Below are 17,771 nucleotides of genomic sequence, written 5' to 3'. Positions count from 1 at the left end.
CCACCTACTCCACAATTCTCCGATCCGTCCGCCGCGAGCTCCACGAATGCCGCATGCTCCTCGGCCAGCGGGCGTACCCGATCCGCGTAGGACACCGGATACGATGGCGCGGTGGCCAACTCGGTCTGCACCGTCGGAGCCCTTCGACACCTGCTGGTTCCTCGCGATGTGGACGGGTATGCGGGATCGTCCGCCAACAGCGGGGATAACTGTGCGCTGTGGACGAAGCTCGAGATTCCACCACCCTGGTCCGGCTCTCGTGGTAACGCTAACTATTGGGTGATCGGCCGAACCATGTACAACGGCGGCTTGAAGTTGTCCGATCGACAGTGGGCCAGCTTGGCGCGCAATGCTTCTGTTGCCGTGGGTTCGGTCGCGTGAGTCATTTCGATAACGCGGCGCACCGTGAGAGCGTCAACGCCGCGGGCGTCGGCGTCGGCAACGTATCTGTCGATGATGTCGAGCGTGTCTGGTGTGGGCATCTGAGGTCGCCGGCGGTGCGCCAGCCGCTCGCGCTCGATATCGATATCACTGTATCCGCGGCGTTCACGCAGCAACCGTTCGATCTCTTCGAGAGCGGAGGTCCGCGTGAGGAGCGCTGCCAGCGACGATTCCGCAAGGGTAGTGGCTGCAATCCGGTAGATGCGCGTAGCCGCATCGGTAACCTCGATGACGACACCGCGCTGGGTCTCGACGGAGCCGCGCCAGCCGTATGCAGCCACGGCCAGTAGGGCATTGGCCTCCGATGGGTGCCATGACCAGATGCTCGCGAATCCTTCCGCATCCCTGGCTATCAGGTCTCCAGCATTCTCCGCACCCAGAGCGTTCAACCTGCCGTCGAGTTCCGCTTGGGACAATTCGCCGTCGAGGCCGACACCGGCGACGAGCACCTGAGTCGGCAGCCCGGACGTGATTGCGGCGGCCAAGGCAACGGAGTCGGCGAGCGGGCTCCGCAACCCTTGCTCATTGCCAGTGGCCAGGATGTCGCCTCCCGTGTCGATCACCACGATCTCGTCAGCGTCGAAGGCGGCTGCTGCGTGACGGATCTGACGTGCGAGACCGTTCACCCCGGCCTCGATATCCATCAGGAGCAGCGGTTGCGCGACATGCTCCGCGAGGCGCGGGAGTGTCGACTTCCCGTCAGCGCGCAGGGCCGCCGTGGAGGGCACCTCGAAGACTCCGCCGTGGGCGATCAATCCGTGGAAGTCGGCCCGCGTCCTGGGGCCGGGTGCCGGGTCGATCATCAGCCGGTCCCATGAGTAGCTCATGATGGCTACCACGCCCAGAGCTGGCATTTTATCGGCGAGCATGGCCGCCGTGACCGCGTCGCCGCCCCCGCCCGCAGCGATCGCTACTGTCGTCATCGTCGTTCGCCAACCAATCCGCGACTCCTAAACTGGCCAGTGGCGTATGGTACTCAGACCAAGGATGAAGCGTTGCCCGAGATCGAAGAGGTACTTCCGAAATACCTGCAAATCGCAGGATACCTGCGGGATCAGATCGTTCGTGGCGACCTACCGCCAGGCGCGGAGGTCCCGTCCGAACGGGAACTGGCCGCCGCCTGGAACGTATCGCGGCCGACTGCAACCAAGGCCTTGCAGGCGTTGCGGCAGCAGGGATTGGTCGAATCACGCCGCGGGTCCGGCACGTTCGTCCGTGAACCGAACGCCGCGCCGCGAGCGCGCGAACGTTTCGAGCGCGCCGCGACGATGGGCACGATGTACTCGGACACTGAGCGTGTCGAGTTCCCGCTTGTCGGCAGAGTGGATGCGCCCGACTACGTCGCGACCGCGCTCGGGCTCGACGAGGGCAGCTCTGTCGTGCAGCGGCGGCGCGTCATTTACAACGAGGTGAGTGGCCCGACGGAGCTATCGACGTCGTGGTTTCCAGCGGCCTTCGCCGATTCCGCGCCGCGCCTGCTGGTCGCCGAGCGGATCCGGGGCGGCACTCTCCCGTATCTCGTCGACGTCCTCGGTATGCGCGCCGCCTATGCCCGTGACCAAGTGTGCGCTCGGCCCGCCAGCGATGACGAGCGAGCGGCACTCGATCTGCCGGATGCGTCACCGGCTTTGGCCTACTGGCTGGTGGCCTACGACTCCGACGACAGTCCGATTCAGTTCGATGAGGCGGTTTATCCGCCGCAACGATGGGCGTTCCGCCAGGAGTACCCGATAACCTTCTGACCGACATGGCAGTCTTCTCGGAATCTTTCCTGACTGAGCGAAGTGGCATGTGCCACCATCCAGAAAGCGGCATAATCCAGTTGTGACACAACGGAACCAACCTGGGAGCCCTCAATGCCAAACCATGCGCTACCGAATCGGGCCGTATCGTTCATTGGGCCGCAACGTCCGGTGTACTGCGATGCATCAGCCGAAGTGCTGATGCGCTACATCGATGCCCTCGCTGAGTGGGAGCCCCCAATCGAAGACGCTGTGCCTGTCACAGGCGGGGAACTAGGGCCGAATGCGATCGGTGTGGCCCGCTGGGGCAGCACAGCGGAGGGTGCGTCGACCGCGATGGAACTGAAACTGCTAGCCGCAGAACACAATTACCTCCTCGTCGAGGTCGTTGCGTTCGATGTCGACTCCCGCGCAGCGTCGCTGCTGTTATCGCAGCACATCGGAGATGCAGAAGCCGTCGCCGTACTCGCAGCCAGTCTCGACCAGGTCGGTGAGTTGAAGCGGGCGATCACTCTCGTGTGCGACCTGGTCACCCAGGAGCAGGTGTATCGGTGTGGTCATCAATGGCCGCCGACCCTGACCATCGTGGCTGGTGGCCAGTGATGCGCGACTTGACGCCGGAACTGCTGGCCGACACCCCCACCAGTCGATGCCTGTTCTATCGGCAGATCTGCGGGCTTGCGGCCGGAGTCGATCCCGCGAGCGGGCGGATCACGGTGCGGGTGGGCAGCGTATCCGCGGTCACCATGCCTGCCGACCTCGGCCAAATAATCAAGGCGCACATGCGAATTCGGCAGTACGCCCTCGGCCCGATCATCTCCCACCCACGCTCACAGCGATGGACCTTCATCGTCAGGCCAGACCTGCCCGACGACGTGCCATTGTTCTCAGAGTTGTTCCGGCTCAACGTGACTGTCGCTCGATTCGGCGCGCAGATCGCGTTGCCGTCGCCCACCGACCGGCACGCCGGACTGCGGATCTGGATCGAACCGCCCCGCGACACCTTACGGCCCTCCGGAGTCGCGGTGGTCGATGCGATCCGCGCGTGCGTCGGCATCCGTCCACCGGGAGCTGGCCGATGAGCAGCAGCCTGGAAACCGCCGCGGCAATCCCGCGTTATGAGTGAGCAGGTTTCGACTTCGCTGTCTGCCTCACCGCCGCGCTGATCTTTGTGGAGGACTGGCGCGATCACCACTACCCCGACGCAGTGACAGTGATTCCTGGACCCACCTGTGGCCTGCCGCGCCTGCCCAACGAACGGCTGTACCTCGAACCATGAATGGAACGGCAACCTCGTTGCACGTCAGCATCACTGCCCGGCTCCAAGCTACGCCCGGAACGGGCACCGCCCGCCAAATTATCACCAGAACAACGTAACTCGACATGAGCCCTGGGCCTTCCATGCCGGACTAGGGTGCTAGACCTCTGCATCAGATGCCGCCGGGGGTCGTCCGAACTACGGACCACCGTGTCCGATCAATACCTAGATTCCGTGGGGGAATCATGCAAACTGCTATCAAACGCCTGATCTTCGTGACCGCCGCCTGCGTCGCAGCCGTTATGGCCGCCATCGGACCAGCGGAGGCCGTCACCGTCCAGCAATGCGAGGAGGCGGGCGGCGTGGTCATCCGGTGCGCGGAGCAGCCCGTGACCAAGAACGACAAAATCGCCTGTCCAGCACCAGGCAAGACAATCCGACTGTGGTGTGTCGGGACGCGGTTCTACACCATGCCGGACGGATCCCCGATGGAGGTCTTCGATACCGGCGGCAACAGCAAGTACGGGCGATAGTCTCGATGCCATGACCTCACGATTTGGTTCCGTCACCACGATCACGGGGGCGAGCCCGGCTGTGATTTCGCTGCTTCGTCGCGCCGCGCAGGTGGCCGAACAACACGGCCGCAACGATCTGGCACCCGAGGATCTGCAAGTAGCCCTGCTGCAGGGCATCCCATGGTCGACACTCGAGGTGTGGTGGCCGCGGGTCGGCGGAAAACCGTTGCAGCGTGGTGTCATCAACGATTTCGATCCATCTGCGCCGCAGCAGGCGTTGACCTACACGGAATTGGTGGAGCTGGTGGCCTCGATGGTGCCTGGACCCGCCGGGCGTGACGAGCTGAACCCGGCAGAGCCGGTCACTGTCACCTACGAACTGTCAGGGCCGGATGCGGATAAATTCCGAGCCCAGATCGACGGGTCCGAATAACCCATCGAGAGACGAACAGGCGACCCGACCTAGTAGCTCTTGCTGCGGTTGCGTGCGAAAGCCGTTGCCATGCACTGGCAACGGCTTTCGCTGTCTCGTCACTAGGTTATCGGCCGATCGACCGATAAGACCGCCTACTCCACGATCACGATCCGCACATTCTCATCCGCCGCATCGGTCGGCTCGTCCACCGTGACGAACCAGTGGCTGACCTCGCCGTCGGCGAGATCGTCGGCGATCTCGTCGGCGCTGGGCAGTACCGAGAGGGCACCGGCGGTTGCCGAGGACACGAACTCCAGCAGGGCCGCACGTCCGGAGACCGCGGTGGTGAACGTCGTCGACTCGTAGTCGATCTCGTATTCCGAGCGCACCCGATCCGCCTGCGCCAGCGCCTCGGTCTGGCTGAGTGCCTGGACCGATCCGTCGGCCGTGAGTACCACGAAGGCCGCATGCTCCTCGGCCAGCGGGCGCACCCGGTCCGCGTAGGACACCGGATGCGATGGCGCGGAGGCCAACTCGGCCTGCACCGTCGGATCGCTGGGCACCAGCCAGTTGATCGGGCCGTCGACGGGTTCGAGGGTGATCCCGAAACCGGCTCCGGCGCAGACCATGTCGTCGACACTCAGATCACCGGCGAACAGGCAGGCGGCACCGGCCTTCTGGATGGCCCAGACCGCGACCACCGCATCCACCGAACGCGGCAGCGCGACCGCGATCACATCGCCGGGTCCGGCACCGCGCTCGATGAGCACCCGAGCCAGCTGTGAGGAACGGCGATCCAGCACGTGGTAGGCGATTTCGTCGCCGTCCACCAGCAGCGCGGGGGCCTCCGGATCCGCCTCGACGACCTCGCCGAGCACCTTCGACACCGTGCGCGCGCCGAGCCGGCCGACCGGCTCCGACGCGGGAGCCGTTGCCGCGATACCGGATTCGGCGAGCAGGCGAGCGCGCTCACCGGCGTCGAGGATATCGATATCGCCGACCAGTCCGTTCGGATCGCCGAGCAGCGCGTCGACCACCCGGATCAGCCTGGTGGACAGGGTTTCCACCTCATCGGCGGTGAACCGGCTGAGCAGGTACTCGAGGGTGAACTCCAGCTTGGACTCCGCGGTCACCTGCAGGGTCAGCGGGTAGTGCGTCGTGCTGTCGACACCGACATCGGCCACCGACATGCCGTCGATCGAACTCGCGGCCGCGATCGCCTCGCGATCGATCGGATACGACTCGAAGACCAGCAGGGTGTCGAACTGCGATCCGATTCCGGCGGCGCGCTGGATATCGGCGAGTCCGAGGTAGTGATGGTCGAGCAGTTCGGTCTGGTCGCGCTGCAACCGCTTCAGCTGATCGTCGATGGTCGCGCGGTCGTCGATTCGCACCCGGATCGGGAGCGTATTGATGAACAGGCCGACCATCGATTCCACACCCGGCAATTCGGCGGGCCGACCGGAAACCGTGGCACCGAACACCACATCGGCGCGGCCGGTGAGCCTGCCGAGCAGAATGCCCCAGGCCGCCTGCACCAGCGTGTTCACCGTGATGCCGAGTTCGGCGCAGTGCTTGGTGAGCTGGCGGGTGCGGTCGGCGTCGATCTCGGTGACCAGCTTGCCGGTCTCGTAGGTCTCGGCCGTCCGGGCGGGCGTCGCCAATTCGGTCGGCTCGGTCGCACCGTCGAAGGCCCCGGCCCAGATCCGCAGCGACGCGTCCTGGTCGCGGGTGGCGAGCCAGTCCAGGAAGTCGCGGTAGGAGGAGACCTGCGGCAGCGCCGACTGATCGCCACGCGTCGCGTAGAGCACCAGCAGATCCCGCATGAGCAGCGGCATCGACCAGCCATCGACCAGCACGTGGTGGGTGGTGATGGCCAGCGACCACTCCTCGGCGGCGGTGCGCAACAGCGTGTAGCGCACCAGCGGCGGCGCGGACATATCGAAGCGATCCGCATGCTCCGCCTCGATCCGCCGCCGCAGTTCCTCGGCCCGCTCGGCCTCCGGCAGATCGGTGAGATCCACCACGCGCCACGGCACTTCGAGTCGATCGAGCACGACCTGCATCGCCTGGCCCATGGCATCGGTGACGAAGGCGGTGCGCAGGTTCGGGTACCGATCCAGGATCGCCTGCGCGGCCGCGTGCAGCCGGTCGATGTCCACCGTTCCGGCCAGTCGCACCACGGCCTGCATGGTGTAGACGTCCACGGTGGCCGTGGTCATCAGCGCGTGGAAGAGCAGACCGGACTGCAGCGGCGAAACGGGCCACACATCGGTGAGACCGCGGTAGGTCCGCTCCCACAGGTCGATATCGGACTGGCCGACCCGCACCAGCGGCAGATCCGACGGTGTGTGCCCACCGGCATCCGGGCGCTGTGCGTGCTCGGCCAGCGCGGTCAGTGCGGTGACCCACAGATCCGCCAGCTCCTGCACCCGCTCCGGGCCGAGCAGGCCCACCGGGAATTCGAAGGTGGCCAGCAGACGCGGGCCAGCGTCCTCATCGCCCACGGTGACGGTGATATCGACCGCACCGTTGGCGGGCATATCGGCGGCGCGCTCGGTCTTGATCACCGCGTCCTGATACCGGAAGCTCACCTGACCCACCTGCGGCAGATGCAGCAGACCGTGGCCGGCGCCCTGATCCGGCACCGCGAGCAGTTGCTCCTTCACCGACTTGACGATGGCGCCCGCGGCGCTGCCGCCGCTGAACGCATCGGCCAGATCGATATCGCCAAGGCCGAGTCGGGCCGGATAGGTGGTGGTGAAAGCACCGACCGTGCGCGACAATTCCGCGTCGCGGACCGCCGCGCGCCCATCGCCATCGAGCCGGATCAGCACATCCGATCCGTGCTGTTCGCCGCGCCAGCGCACCAGCGCCATGGCCAAGGCCGCAAGCAGCCCGTCGGACACACCGCCGTGGAACCGCGCCGGCACGGTGGTGAGCGCGACCTCGGAGACCGCCGTCGGCACCTCGACCCGAACCCGCCGCACCGAGGCGACGGTATCCTGCGCGGGATCGAAGGTGCGCGCGCCCAGCAGCGGATCCGGCGTCGCCGAAACCTCGTGCCAGAACGGCAGTTCGGCGGCACGGGCACTGGCCTCATCGGTCAGGCCGTAGGCCCAGCGCCGCAGTGAGGTGCCGACCTCCGGCAGCGCGACCGGCTCGGCCGCGACCAGATCGCGCAGATCCGTGGCCACCACACCGAGGGATTTCGGGTCGGCCGCGAAGGCGTGCACCACGACCAGCACGAAATTGCCGCCGTCGACCTTATCCGCGGTAATGCGTACGAACTGCACCATCACACCGTTGGCCGGATCGAGACGATCCGCCGCGGCGGCGCGTTCGTTATCGGCGAGCCGCATGAGCTCGTCATAGCCGTAGTCCTCGGTCAGGGTGGCGTCGACCGAAACCTCGTGCACCAGCGCATCGATATCGACGGTGCCGCGCTCGAGCGCCGCGAATGTCGCGCCATCGCCCACCTGACGCAATCGGGTGCGCAGGGCGTCGTGCCTGTCGACGATCGTGGCGATCGCCGCGCGCAGTCCGTCGCGATCAAGTTCGCTCGGCAGGGCCACCGTCGCCTCATGGGAGAGGCGCTGGTAGGACGTGCCACTGGCCAGCACGGCCGCGATGCTCGGCGGCAGCGGGATTTCACCGACGCCGCCACCGGGCAGCTCCGCCATCGTCGGGCGCAGCTCGGCGGTCGAGGTGGCGATCGCCGCGAGTCCGGCAACGCTGCGCTGATCGAAGACATCGCGCACGGAGAACACCACGCCCAGCGCCTTCGCCCGCGATACCAACTGGATCGACAGGATGCTGTTACCGCCGAGGGCGAAGAAGTCGTCATCGGCGCCGATCCGCTCGATACCCAGCACATCGGCGAACACACCGGCCACGATCTGCTCCACCGGCGAGACCGGCGCGCGGAATGCGGCATGTTCGAAGGTGGGCTGCGGCAGCGCATTTCGATCGAGCTTGCCATTGGCGTTGAGCGGCAACGCTTCCAGCGCCAGGAAGGCACTCGGCACCATATAGGACGGCAGCTCCGCCGCCAGCGCCGACTGCAGTGCGCGCTTATCGAGTTCACCGGCGGTCGGCACGACATAGGCGACGAGGCGGTCGCCGAGCGCCGGATCGGTGTGCGCGAGCACGGCGGCCGAGGTGATCGAGGTCTGCCGCAGCAGTGCCGCCTCGATCTCACCGAGTTCGATGCGGAAGCCGCGGATCTTCACCTGGAAGTCGGTGCGGCCGCGGTATTCCAGTTCACCGTCGGCATTCCATGCCACCAGGTCACCCGTGCGGTACATGCGCGCACCGGGCTCGAACGGGTTGGCCACGAACCGCTCCGCGGTCAGATCCGCCCGTCCGAAGTAGCCGCGCGCCAATTGCGTACCGGCCAGGTACAACTCACCGGATACGCCGACCGGCACTGGACGCAAGCGCGAATCCAGCACGTAGACACGGCTGTTCCACTCCGGCGCGCCGATCGACACCGAGACGGCATCGGCATCGGTCACCTCGTGGTTGGTGATCGACACCGCGGCCTCGGTCGGACCGTACAGGTTGAACAGCTTGGCGGCATTGGCCGTGCGGAACCGCTGCGCGGTCGCGGCGGGCAGTGCCTCACCGATCGCCAGCACCCGGCGCAACGACTCGGGCAGCTTTGCATCCGATTCGGTCAGCAGGGCGTCCAACATCGACGGCACCACATGCAGTGTGGTGACACCGGTATCGCGCATCAGGGTATTGAGGTACGCCGGATCGCGATGTCCGTCGGCGGTCGCGATGACCAGTCGGCCACCGGAAACCGCCGCCGACCAGAACTCCCACACCGACAGGTCGAAGGTCGCGGCCGTCTTGAGCAGCACCGCGTCTTCGGCGCCGAGGCCGAATTCGCTGGTCTTCCACTGCAACTGATTGGCGATCGCACCGTGCGGCAGTGCCACACCCTTCGGCTGACCGGTCGAACCCGAGGTGAAGATCACGTACGCGGTATTGGCCGCGGTCAGCGGGCCGAGTCGTTCGCTACCGGCCACCGGCGCATCCGAGTACGGCGACAGATCGAGTTCATCGATGGCCACCGAATCCACCGCCGCGGAGGTGAAGCCCTCGCGACCGGTGGTCAGCACGCACACCGGAGCGGCGGCGCCGAGGATGTATTCGACGCGGTCGGCGGGCTGATCCGGATCGACGGGCACATACGCCGCACCGGCCTTGGCCACCGCGTACATCGCGACGACCAGATCCACCGACCGGCGGATCGCCAGCGCGACCCGATCCTCCGACCCGACACCGCGCTCGATCAGGTACCGCGCCAGGCGGTTCACCTGCGAATCGAGTTCGGCATACGTCAGCGTCGCGTAGCGACTCGTTGAGGGGTGGTGGTCGGGCGACGGGTGGGCCAGCTCCAGCTTGCCGCCGGTTGGCACATCGGCGACCACCGCGATCGCGTCCGGCGTCGCGGCCACGGTCGCATCGAGCAGCGATACCAGCGTCGCGGTGGTATCGACCGCGTGCGCGGTGTCATTCCACTGCGTGAGGATCCGGGTGCTCTCCTGCGGCGCCAGCAGATCGATCTCGCCGACCGGCTGCGCCACATCGGCGACGACCGCGTCCAGTACCCGCAGGAACCGGTCCGCGAAGCCCTGCACCGTGGCCGCGTCGAACAGGTCGATGGCATAGCCGAATTCGGTGACGATCTCGGCCGGGGTGCCGTCATCGGCGTAGCGGTCGTAGAGCGTGACGTGCAGATCGGTCTTGGCCAGCTGGGAATCGAAGTTCACCGCGCTCACCGAGAGGCCGGGCAGGGTGAAGGTGGTCTCGGCCAGGTTCTGGAACGAGAGACCGACCTGGAACAGCGGATTGCGCGCCGTGGAACGCTCCGGGTTGAGCACCTCGACGAGCCGCTCGAACGGCACGTCGGCGTTGGCGAACGCCTCGAGATCCCGTTCGCGCACGTCGGCGAGCAGATCGGCGAAGGTGTCGCCGGGTCGCACTCGGGTACGGAATACCAGGGTGTTGACGAACATGCCGATCAGATCGTCGAGTTCACGCTCGCCGCGACCGGCGATCGGCGTGCCGACGGCGATATCGTCGGTGCCCGAGAGCCGGGCCAGCAGTACCGCGAGTGCCGCGTGCACGACCATGAACAGCGAGGCGTTGTTGGCCCGCGCCAATTCGTGCAGGCGCGCGTGCTTGTCCGGTGCGATCTCGAAGCGAATCGCCTTGCCCTGGAAGCTCTGCGCGGGCGGGCGCGGCCGGTCCGCGGGCAGCTCCAGCTGATCGGGCAGACCCGCGAGCGCGGACTGCCAGTAGGCGACCTGCTGTGCGGCAAGCGATTGCGGATCGTCCTCGGAGCCGAGCACCGCACGCTGCCACAGCGCGTAGTCGGCGTACTGCACCGGCAGCGGCGCCCACTGCGGGATCTCCCCCTGCGCCCGTGCCACATACGCCGCCATGACATCGCGGGCCAGCGGACCCATCGACGAACCGTCGGCCGAGACGTGGTGCACCGTGAACGCGAGCACGTGATCGTGTTCGGCGATCCGCAACAGCGTGACCTTCAGCGGCACCTGGACGGTGACATCGAAGGTGGTGAGCGCGAATTCGATGACCGTGCGCACCAGATCCGACTCGTCGATATCGGTGACGGTCAGCTCCGGCACGGCCCGATCGGCGGGCAGGATCACCTGGTGCGGGCCACTGGCCGAACTCGGATAGGTGGTCCGCAGCACCTCGTGCCGCGCGAAGACGTCGCCGAGCGCCTGCTCGAGTGCCGCCACATCGAGCGCACCGGACAACCGCACCGCGAGCGGGATATTGTCCACCGCCGATGTGGCCGTATCGAACTGGTTGAGGAACCAGTACCGCTGCTGCGCGGGCGAGAGCGGAATCCGGGCTGGCCGCTCCCCCGCGACCAGGCGCGGCCTGGTGCGGCCGGATCCGGCATTGTGTTCGGCCTTGGCCGCCAGCGCGGCGACCGTGGACGCCTCGAACAGGTCGCGCACCGCGAGCTGGGTATCCAGCGCCGCGCCGATGCGCGCGGTCACCTGGGTGGCCAGCAGCGAGTTGCCGCCGAGTTCGAAGAAGTCGTCGTCCAGGCCGACCCGGGCGATGCCGAGCACATCGCAGTAGACGCTGGCCACGATCTCCTCGATCGGGGTCGACGGTGCGCGGAACACCTTCGCCTCGAAGACGGGAGCGGGCAATGCCTTTCGGTCGAGCTTGCCGGAGGCATTGAGCGGGAACGCGTCCAGCACCACGAACGCCGTCGGCACCATGTACGCGGGCAGATCGGCCGCGAGTTCGGCGCGCACCGCATCGATATCGACGCTACGGTCGGCCGCCGCGATCACATAGCCCACCAGCTGATCGCCGAGACGATCGTCGGAGCGGACCACCACGGCGGCCTGGGCGATCGTCTCCAGCGTGGTCAGCGCGGATTCGATCTCGCCGAGTTCGATGCGCAGACCGCGCAGCTTCACCTGGAAGTCGGTGCGGCCCAGGTACTCCAGCTCACCGCCCCCAGTCCAGGTGACCAGGTCACCGGTGCGGTACATGCGCTCGCCGGTGCCGAACGGGTTCGCGACGAAGCGATCCGCGGTCAGATCCGGGCGCGCCACATAGCCGCGCGCCAGCTGATCACCGGCGAGGTACAGCTCACCCGGCACACCGACCGGAACCGGGTGCAGCCGCGAATCCAGCACGTACACCTGGGTATTGAAGACCGGGGCACCGATCGGCACCGAGACGGTATCGGTGTCGGTCACCTCGTGATAGGTGACATCGACCGCGGCCTCGGTCGGGCCGTACAGGTTGTGCAGCCAGACACCGGTCAGCTCGCGCAAACGCTGTGCGGTCACCGCGGGCAGCGCCTCACCGGAGGCGAAGACATTGCGCAGGTCGAAGCATTCGCCCGCCCGGTCATCGGCCACGAAGACCGAGAGCATGGACGGCACGAAGTGCACCGTGGTGACCTGCTCCTCGGCAATGGTGCGCACCAGGTACGCCGGATCGCGATGCCCGTCGGGCCGTGCGATGACCAGGCGCGCCCCGACCTGTAGCGGCCACCAGAATTCCCAGACCGACACATCGAAGGTGGCCGGGGTCTTCTGCAGCACCACATCGCCGCGATCCAGCCCGTATTCGGACTGCATCCACACCAGGCGGTTGACGATGGCGGCGTGGCTGACCGCGACACCCTTCGGGCGACCGGTCGAACCGGAGGTGAAGATCACGTACGCGGTGTTCGAAGGCCGCAGCGGCGCACGACGTTCCGCATCGGTCACCGGCGCCTCGGAGTACGCCGACAGATCCAGCGCCGCGATATCCAGCGCCATCGTGGCGCCCGCGTCGAACTCGTCGGCCGCGGTGCTCAGCACGCACACCGGGTTCGCGGTGTCGAGCACATACCGGGTGCGCTCGGCCGGATGATCCGGATCCAACGGCACATACGCACCACCGGCGACGCTCACCGCGTACATGCCGATCACCAGCTCGACCGACCGGCGCATACCGAGCGCGACCAGCGAATCCGGTCCGACACCCAGCGAGATCAGGTGCCGTGCGAGCTGATTCACTCGCGCGGTGAACTCGCCATAGGACAGACTCGTCCCCTCGAAGGTGAGCGCGGTCGCCTTCGGACTCCGGGCGGCCTGCTCCTCGAACATCGAGACCAGGGTGAGTTCGGCATCGACGACATGCGCCGTGTCGTTCCAGGTTTCGAGCACCAACGTGTGCTCGGCGGCATCGAGCAGATCAATATCACCGACCGCGACGGCCGCATCCGCGACCACGGCCCGCAGCAGCCGGGTCAGGCGCTGGGCGACACCGGCGATCGTCTTCGCATCGAACATATCCGTCGCATAGGCGAATTCGGCGGTCATGCCGTCGGCGTTCCCGGCCGCGTCGATCCGGTCCGCGAGGTTCAGATGCAGATCGAACTTCGCGGTCACCACATCGAGCGGCACACCGGCCACCTCGAGGCCGGGCAGCTCGAACGATGCCTCACCGGTGTTCTGGAACGACAGCATCACCTGGAACAGCGGATGCCGTGCCTGCGAACGGGCCGGGTTGAGGATGTCGACCAGCCGCTCGAACGGCAGGTCGGCATGGCCGAAGGCGGCCAGGTCGGTTTCCCGGGCCCGCGCGACCAGGTCGATGAAGGACGCACCGGCATCGACCGGAGTACGCAGCACCAGCGTATTGACGAACATGCCGATCGCGTCGTCGAGTACGGCCTCACCGCGACCCGCGACGGCGGTGCCGATGGCGATGTCATCGCTGCCGGACAGTCGCGCCAGCAGTGCCGCGAATGCCGCGTGCACCACCATGAACAGGCTCGCGCCCTGAGCGCGGGCCAGTGCGTTGAGTTCGGTCAGCAGCGCCGCGTCGATGCCGAATTCGTAGACATCACCGCGGTTGGACGCGACGGCCGGACGCGAACGATCCGACGGCAGATCCAGCTGATCGGGCAGTCCGGCCAGACTTTCGGACCAGTACGCGACCTGCTTGGCGATCAGCGAGGCCGGATCGTCCTCGGAGCCGAGGGTTTCGCGCTGCCACAGCGCGAAATCGGCGTACTGCACCGGCAGCGGCGCCCAGGCGGGCGATTCGCCGCGGTTGCGGGCCGCGTAGGCGACCATCACATCGCGGGCCAGCGGACGCACCGACCAGCCGTCACCGGAGATGTGGTGCACCACGAAGACCAGCACATGGGTATCGGGCAGCGACCCGTCCATCGGGGCCTCGAGCCGGAACAGCTTGGCCCGCACCGGAACCTCGGCGGTGACATCGAACCCGGTCAACACCAGCTCGCTGATGCGATCGCGAATATCGGTCTCCGACACCACGATCGGGGTCAGGTCCAGATGGACCTGCCCCGCAGGCAGCACCACCTGTACGCCGTGCCCGTCGGCGGTCTCCGGGTAAACGGTGCGCAGCACCTCGTGCCGGTCCACCACATCCGCGACGGCCAGCCGCAGCGCATCGGTATCGAGTGCACCGGTGAGCCGGACCGCCAGCGGGATGTTGTTGACGGCGGTCTGGTTGTCGAAACGGTTGAGGAACCACATCCGCTGCTGAGCCAGCGACAGCGGAATCTGTTCCGGCCGCGGTCCGGCCACCAGCTCCCGGCGACCGCCGGTGCCCTGCTGCGCCTCCATCCGCGCCGCCAGCGCGGCCACATTCGGCGCCTCGAACAGCAACCGCACCGGAATGCGGGTATCGAGTGCGGCACCCAGGCGCGCCACCACCTGGGTGGCGATCAGCGAGTTTCCGCCGAGATCGAAGAAGTCGTCGTCCAGACCGACCGGACGCCCGCCCTCGGCGGTCGACAGCCCGAGCACCTCGGCGAAGGTGTCGGCCACGATCTCCTCGATCGGGGTCGACGGCGCACGGAATTCCCGTGCCTCGAAGGCGGGTTCGGGCAGTGCGCGGCGATCGAGTTTGCCGTTCGGGTTCAGCGGCATTTCATCGAGCACCATCAGCGCCGCCGGCACCATGTAGGACGGCAGTTGTCCGGTCAGCTGCCTGCGCAGCTCGTCGACATCCACCGCGCCGCCGTTCACCGGCACGACATAGCCGACAAGCTGGTCGCCGGTACGGGCATCCGAGCGCACCAGCGCCACCGCCTGCGCGACCGAATCGTGCGCGGTGAGAGCTGTTTCGATCTCTCCGAGCTCGATGCGCAGACCGCGCAGCTTGACCTGGAAGTCGGTACGGCCGAGGTAGTCGATGGCACCATCGGCGGCCCTGGTGACCAGGTCACCGGTGCGGTACATGCGTGCGCCCGGCGCGCCGAACGGATTGGCCACGAAGCGATCAGCCGTCAGATCGGCGCGGCCGAAGTAACCGCGCGCCAACTGCGCACCGGCCAGGTACAACTCACCCGCAACACCCGGCGGCACCGGGTGCAGACGCGAATCCAGGACGTAGGCCTGCGAATTCCACACCGGCAAGCCGATCGGCACCGCGCCTTCGACCTTGTCGGCAACGGGTCCGTGGGTCGCATGGACGGTGAATTCGGTCGGGCCGTACAGGTTGTACAGCTCGGCCCCGCTCACCTTGCGAATGGCCTGTGCCGCATCGGCGGTGAACGCCTCACCGGCGACGAGCAGTGCGCGCAGCGAGCTGAGGGCCGCGCTGCCCGCGGCCGCGTCGACACTGCCCGCGAAGACGCTCAGCATCGAGGGCACGAACGAGGTCATGGTGACCCTCTCGGCCGCGATCACATCCGCCAGATACTGCGGATCACGATGCCCATCCGGGCTCGCCACCACGATCCGGCCACCGGTGCTCAACGGGCCGAACAACTCCCACACCGACACATCGAAGGTCGCCGGGGTCTTGAACAGCACCACATCATCGGCACCGATGCCGTACTCGCCGGTGATCCAACGGATCTGGTTGACGACGGCCGCATGCGGAACCGCGACACCCTTCGGGCGACCCGTCGAACCCGACGTGAAGATCACATACGCCGGGTTGCTCGGCCGCAGCGGTGCGATCCGCTCTGCATCGGTGACCGGCTCGTCCGAGTACCCGGACAGATCCAGGTCATCGATGACGAGTGCAGGCAGACCGGTGGCGTCGAAATCGTCGCGCGAGGTGGTCAGCACACATACCGGCGCGGCCGAATCGAGCACATAGCCGATCCGCTCCGCAGGCTGGTCCAGATCGAGCGGCACATACCCGCCACCGGCCGCGTGCACCGCGTACGCCGCGACCACGAGATCGACAGACCGCCGCAGGCCGAGAGCCACCAGACTTTCCGGACCGACACCGGCCTCGATCAAATGCCGAGCCAACCGATGCACGCGCGCACCGAATTCGGCATAGGTCAGCGAGGCACCCGTCGCCGGATCCACGATCGCGACCGCATCCGAGGTGGCCGCCGCCTGCCTGGCGAACTCGTCCACCAGCGTGGTCACCCCACCCAGCGCACGCTCGGTGTCGTTCCAACCACGCAGCGCCAGTTCGGTTTCCCGCTCGTCGAGCAGGCCGATATCGCCGATGGCCCGATCCGGTTCGGCCGCGACGGCCCGCAGCAACCGGTTGAACCGGTCCCCGAATTCGGCCATGGTGTCGGCGTCGAACAGGTCGGTGGCGTAGATCAATTCGGCGGTAATGCCCGATGGCGCGACCGTGGTGGCACCGGCACCGTTGGCGGTGCTGGTCGGGGTCGCGGTCTGCTCCGAGAGCACCAGCTGCAGATCGAACTTGGCCACATCGATGGGCAGTTCGACGCCGGTGACGGTGAGTCCGGGCAGTTCCAGGCTGTTCTGACCGGTGTTCTGGAACGAGAGCATCACCTGGAACAGCGGATGCCGCGCCTGCGAACGGGCCGGGTTCAGGATCTCCACCAGACGTTCGAACGGCAGGTCCGCGTGCCCGAATGAGCTGATATCGATGCCGCGCACGGTGCGCAGCAGCTCGGTGAAGGTGGCATCGCCGTCGATCGGGGTCCGCAGCACCAGGGTGTTGACGAACATGCCGATGAGGTCGTCGAGCGCGCGTTCACCACGGCCCGCGATCGGGGTGCCGATCGCGATGTCTTGCTCACCGGACAAACGAGACAGCAGTACGGCCAGCGCGGTGTGCGCGACCATGAACAGCGTCGCACCCCTGCTGCGGGCGAGTTCGGCGAGCTTGCCGTGGGTTTCGGCGTCGATCTCGAAGACATGGGTCGCACCGCGCCCCGACGCCACCGCCGGACGTGGCCGGTCGGCGGGCAGGTCGAGCTGTTCGGGCAGGCCGCGCAGGGCCTTCGACCAGAACTCGATCTGCCCGGAGATCACCGACTCCGGATCGGTTTCGGCGCCGAGCACCTCGCGCTGCCACAGCGCGTAGTCCGCGTACTGCACCTCGAGCGGCCGCCAGGCGGGTTCGCCGCCGTCGACGCGGGCGGCGTAGGCGGTCATCACATCGCGGGTGAGCGGGCCCATCGAGAAGCCGTCGGCCGAAATGTGGTGCACCACAAGGGCCAGCACGTGTTCGGTCGGGCTGATCTCGAACAGCCGGGCCCGGAACGGAACCGCGGCGGTGACATCGAAGCCGCTCAGCATGACCTCGGCGAGGCGCTGCGGCAGTTCGGCTTCGGTGACATCGACCGGCGTCAGATCCGGGATCACCTTGCCGGTGGAGACGGTCCGCTGGTACGCGGTGCCGTCGACCTCCGGGTAGTAGGTACGCAGCGATTCGTGGCGGGCCAGCACATCGGCGACCGCGATCTGCAACGCCTGCCGGTCCAGCAGACCGGAAAGCCGCACCGCGGCCGGGATATTGTCCACGGCCGATTCCGGATCGAAGCGGTTGAGGAACCACATGCGCTGCTGCGCCAGCGACAGCGGCACCCGCTCGGGGCGCTGCTGCGGCACCAGTGCCGCCCGCGCACCGGCACC

Annotated in this window: 7 protein-coding genes (1 of these 7 running past the window's edge); 5 read left to right on the top strand and 2 right to left on the bottom strand. The window is 67.1% G+C overall.

The genetic code is table 11. The features are described 5' to 3' along the window. Positions 1-272: 272 nt before the first annotated feature. The gene (locus ACQP0C_RS05670; RefSeq protein ID WP_433731204.1) at positions 273-1,364 is read right to left on the bottom strand and encodes a DUF1152 domain-containing protein; all 1,092 of its coding nucleotides are present in this window, start codon (positions 1,362-1,364) and stop codon (positions 273-275) included. Positions 1,365-1,436: 72 nt separating this feature from the next. On the opposite strand from ACQP0C_RS05670, the gene ACQP0C_RS05665 reads away from it, so the two are divergent. The 5 genes from ACQP0C_RS05665 (at position 1,437) to ACQP0C_RS05645 (ending at position 4,389) form a co-directional block, all read left to right on the top strand. Next, complete coding sequence (locus ACQP0C_RS05665) at positions 1,437-2,183, top strand: GntR family transcriptional regulator (RefSeq protein ID WP_433731202.1); 747 nt, start codon at positions 1,437-1,439, stop codon at positions 2,181-2,183. A 336-nt stretch (positions 2,184-2,519) separates the two neighbouring features. Beyond that, positions 2,520-2,786, top strand: coding sequence for a hypothetical protein (locus ACQP0C_RS05660; RefSeq protein ID WP_433731200.1), 267 nt, complete (start codon positions 2,520-2,522; stop codon positions 2,784-2,786). Next, a complete protein-coding gene (locus ACQP0C_RS05655) occupies positions 2,786-3,265 on the top strand; it encodes a DNA-directed RNA polymerase subunit beta (RefSeq protein WP_433731198.1) in 480 nt (159 codons plus the stop codon). The genes ACQP0C_RS05660 and ACQP0C_RS05655 overlap by 1 nt, the downstream gene beginning before the upstream one ends. A gap of 421 nt (positions 3,266-3,686) precedes the next feature. After that, positions 3,687-3,974 (top strand): hypothetical protein, encoded by a 288-nt coding sequence (locus tag ACQP0C_RS05650; RefSeq protein WP_433731196.1) that lies wholly within the window; start codon positions 3,687-3,689, stop codon positions 3,972-3,974. Between the two features lie 10 nt (positions 3,975-3,984). Beyond that, positions 3,985-4,389 carry a hypothetical protein gene (locus ACQP0C_RS05645; protein WP_433731194.1) on the top strand — a complete coding sequence of 135 codons (405 nt, stop codon included), beginning with the start codon at positions 3,985-3,987 and terminating at the stop codon, positions 4,387-4,389. Between the two features lie 134 nt (positions 4,390-4,523). Here ACQP0C_RS05645 and ACQP0C_RS05640 read toward each other — a convergent pair whose 3' ends face one another. Continuing rightward, positions 4,524-17,771, bottom strand: partial view of a non-ribosomal peptide synthase/polyketide synthase gene (locus tag ACQP0C_RS05640; protein WP_433734448.1) — the end only. The gene runs 24,099 nt beyond the window's last position; only the last 13,248 of its 37,347 coding nucleotides appear in the window; the start codon falls outside the window, past its right edge; the stop codon is at positions 4,524-4,526.

Origin of the sequence: Nocardia sp. CA-129566, assembly GCF_050956075.1 — a bacterium.
In the GTDB taxonomy this organism is placed as follows: Bacteria; Actinomycetota; Actinomycetes; order Mycobacteriales; family Mycobacteriaceae; genus Nocardia.
The sequence above is the reverse complement of the archived record's forward strand: the minus strand, read 5'-3'. Positions and strand labels throughout refer to the sequence as shown.

Excerpts from the sequence above, each read along its gene's own strand:
- ACQP0C_RS05670 (WP_433731204.1), bottom strand. The coding sequence starts at position 1,364 with ATGACGACAGTAGCGATCGCTGCGGGCGGGGGCGGCGACGCGGTCACG.
- ACQP0C_RS05650 (WP_433731196.1), top strand. The coding sequence starts at position 3,687 with ATGCAAACTGCTATCAAACGCCTGATCTTCGTGACCGCCGCCTGCGTC.
- ACQP0C_RS05645 (WP_433731194.1), top strand. The coding sequence starts at position 3,985 with ATGACCTCACGATTTGGTTCCGTCACCACGATCACGGGGGCGAGCCCG.
- ACQP0C_RS05660 (WP_433731200.1), top strand. The coding sequence starts at position 2,520 with ATGGAACTGAAACTGCTAGCCGCAGAACACAATTACCTCCTCGTCGAG.
- ACQP0C_RS05655 (WP_433731198.1), top strand. The coding sequence starts at position 2,786 with ATGCGCGACTTGACGCCGGAACTGCTGGCCGACACCCCCACCAGTCGA.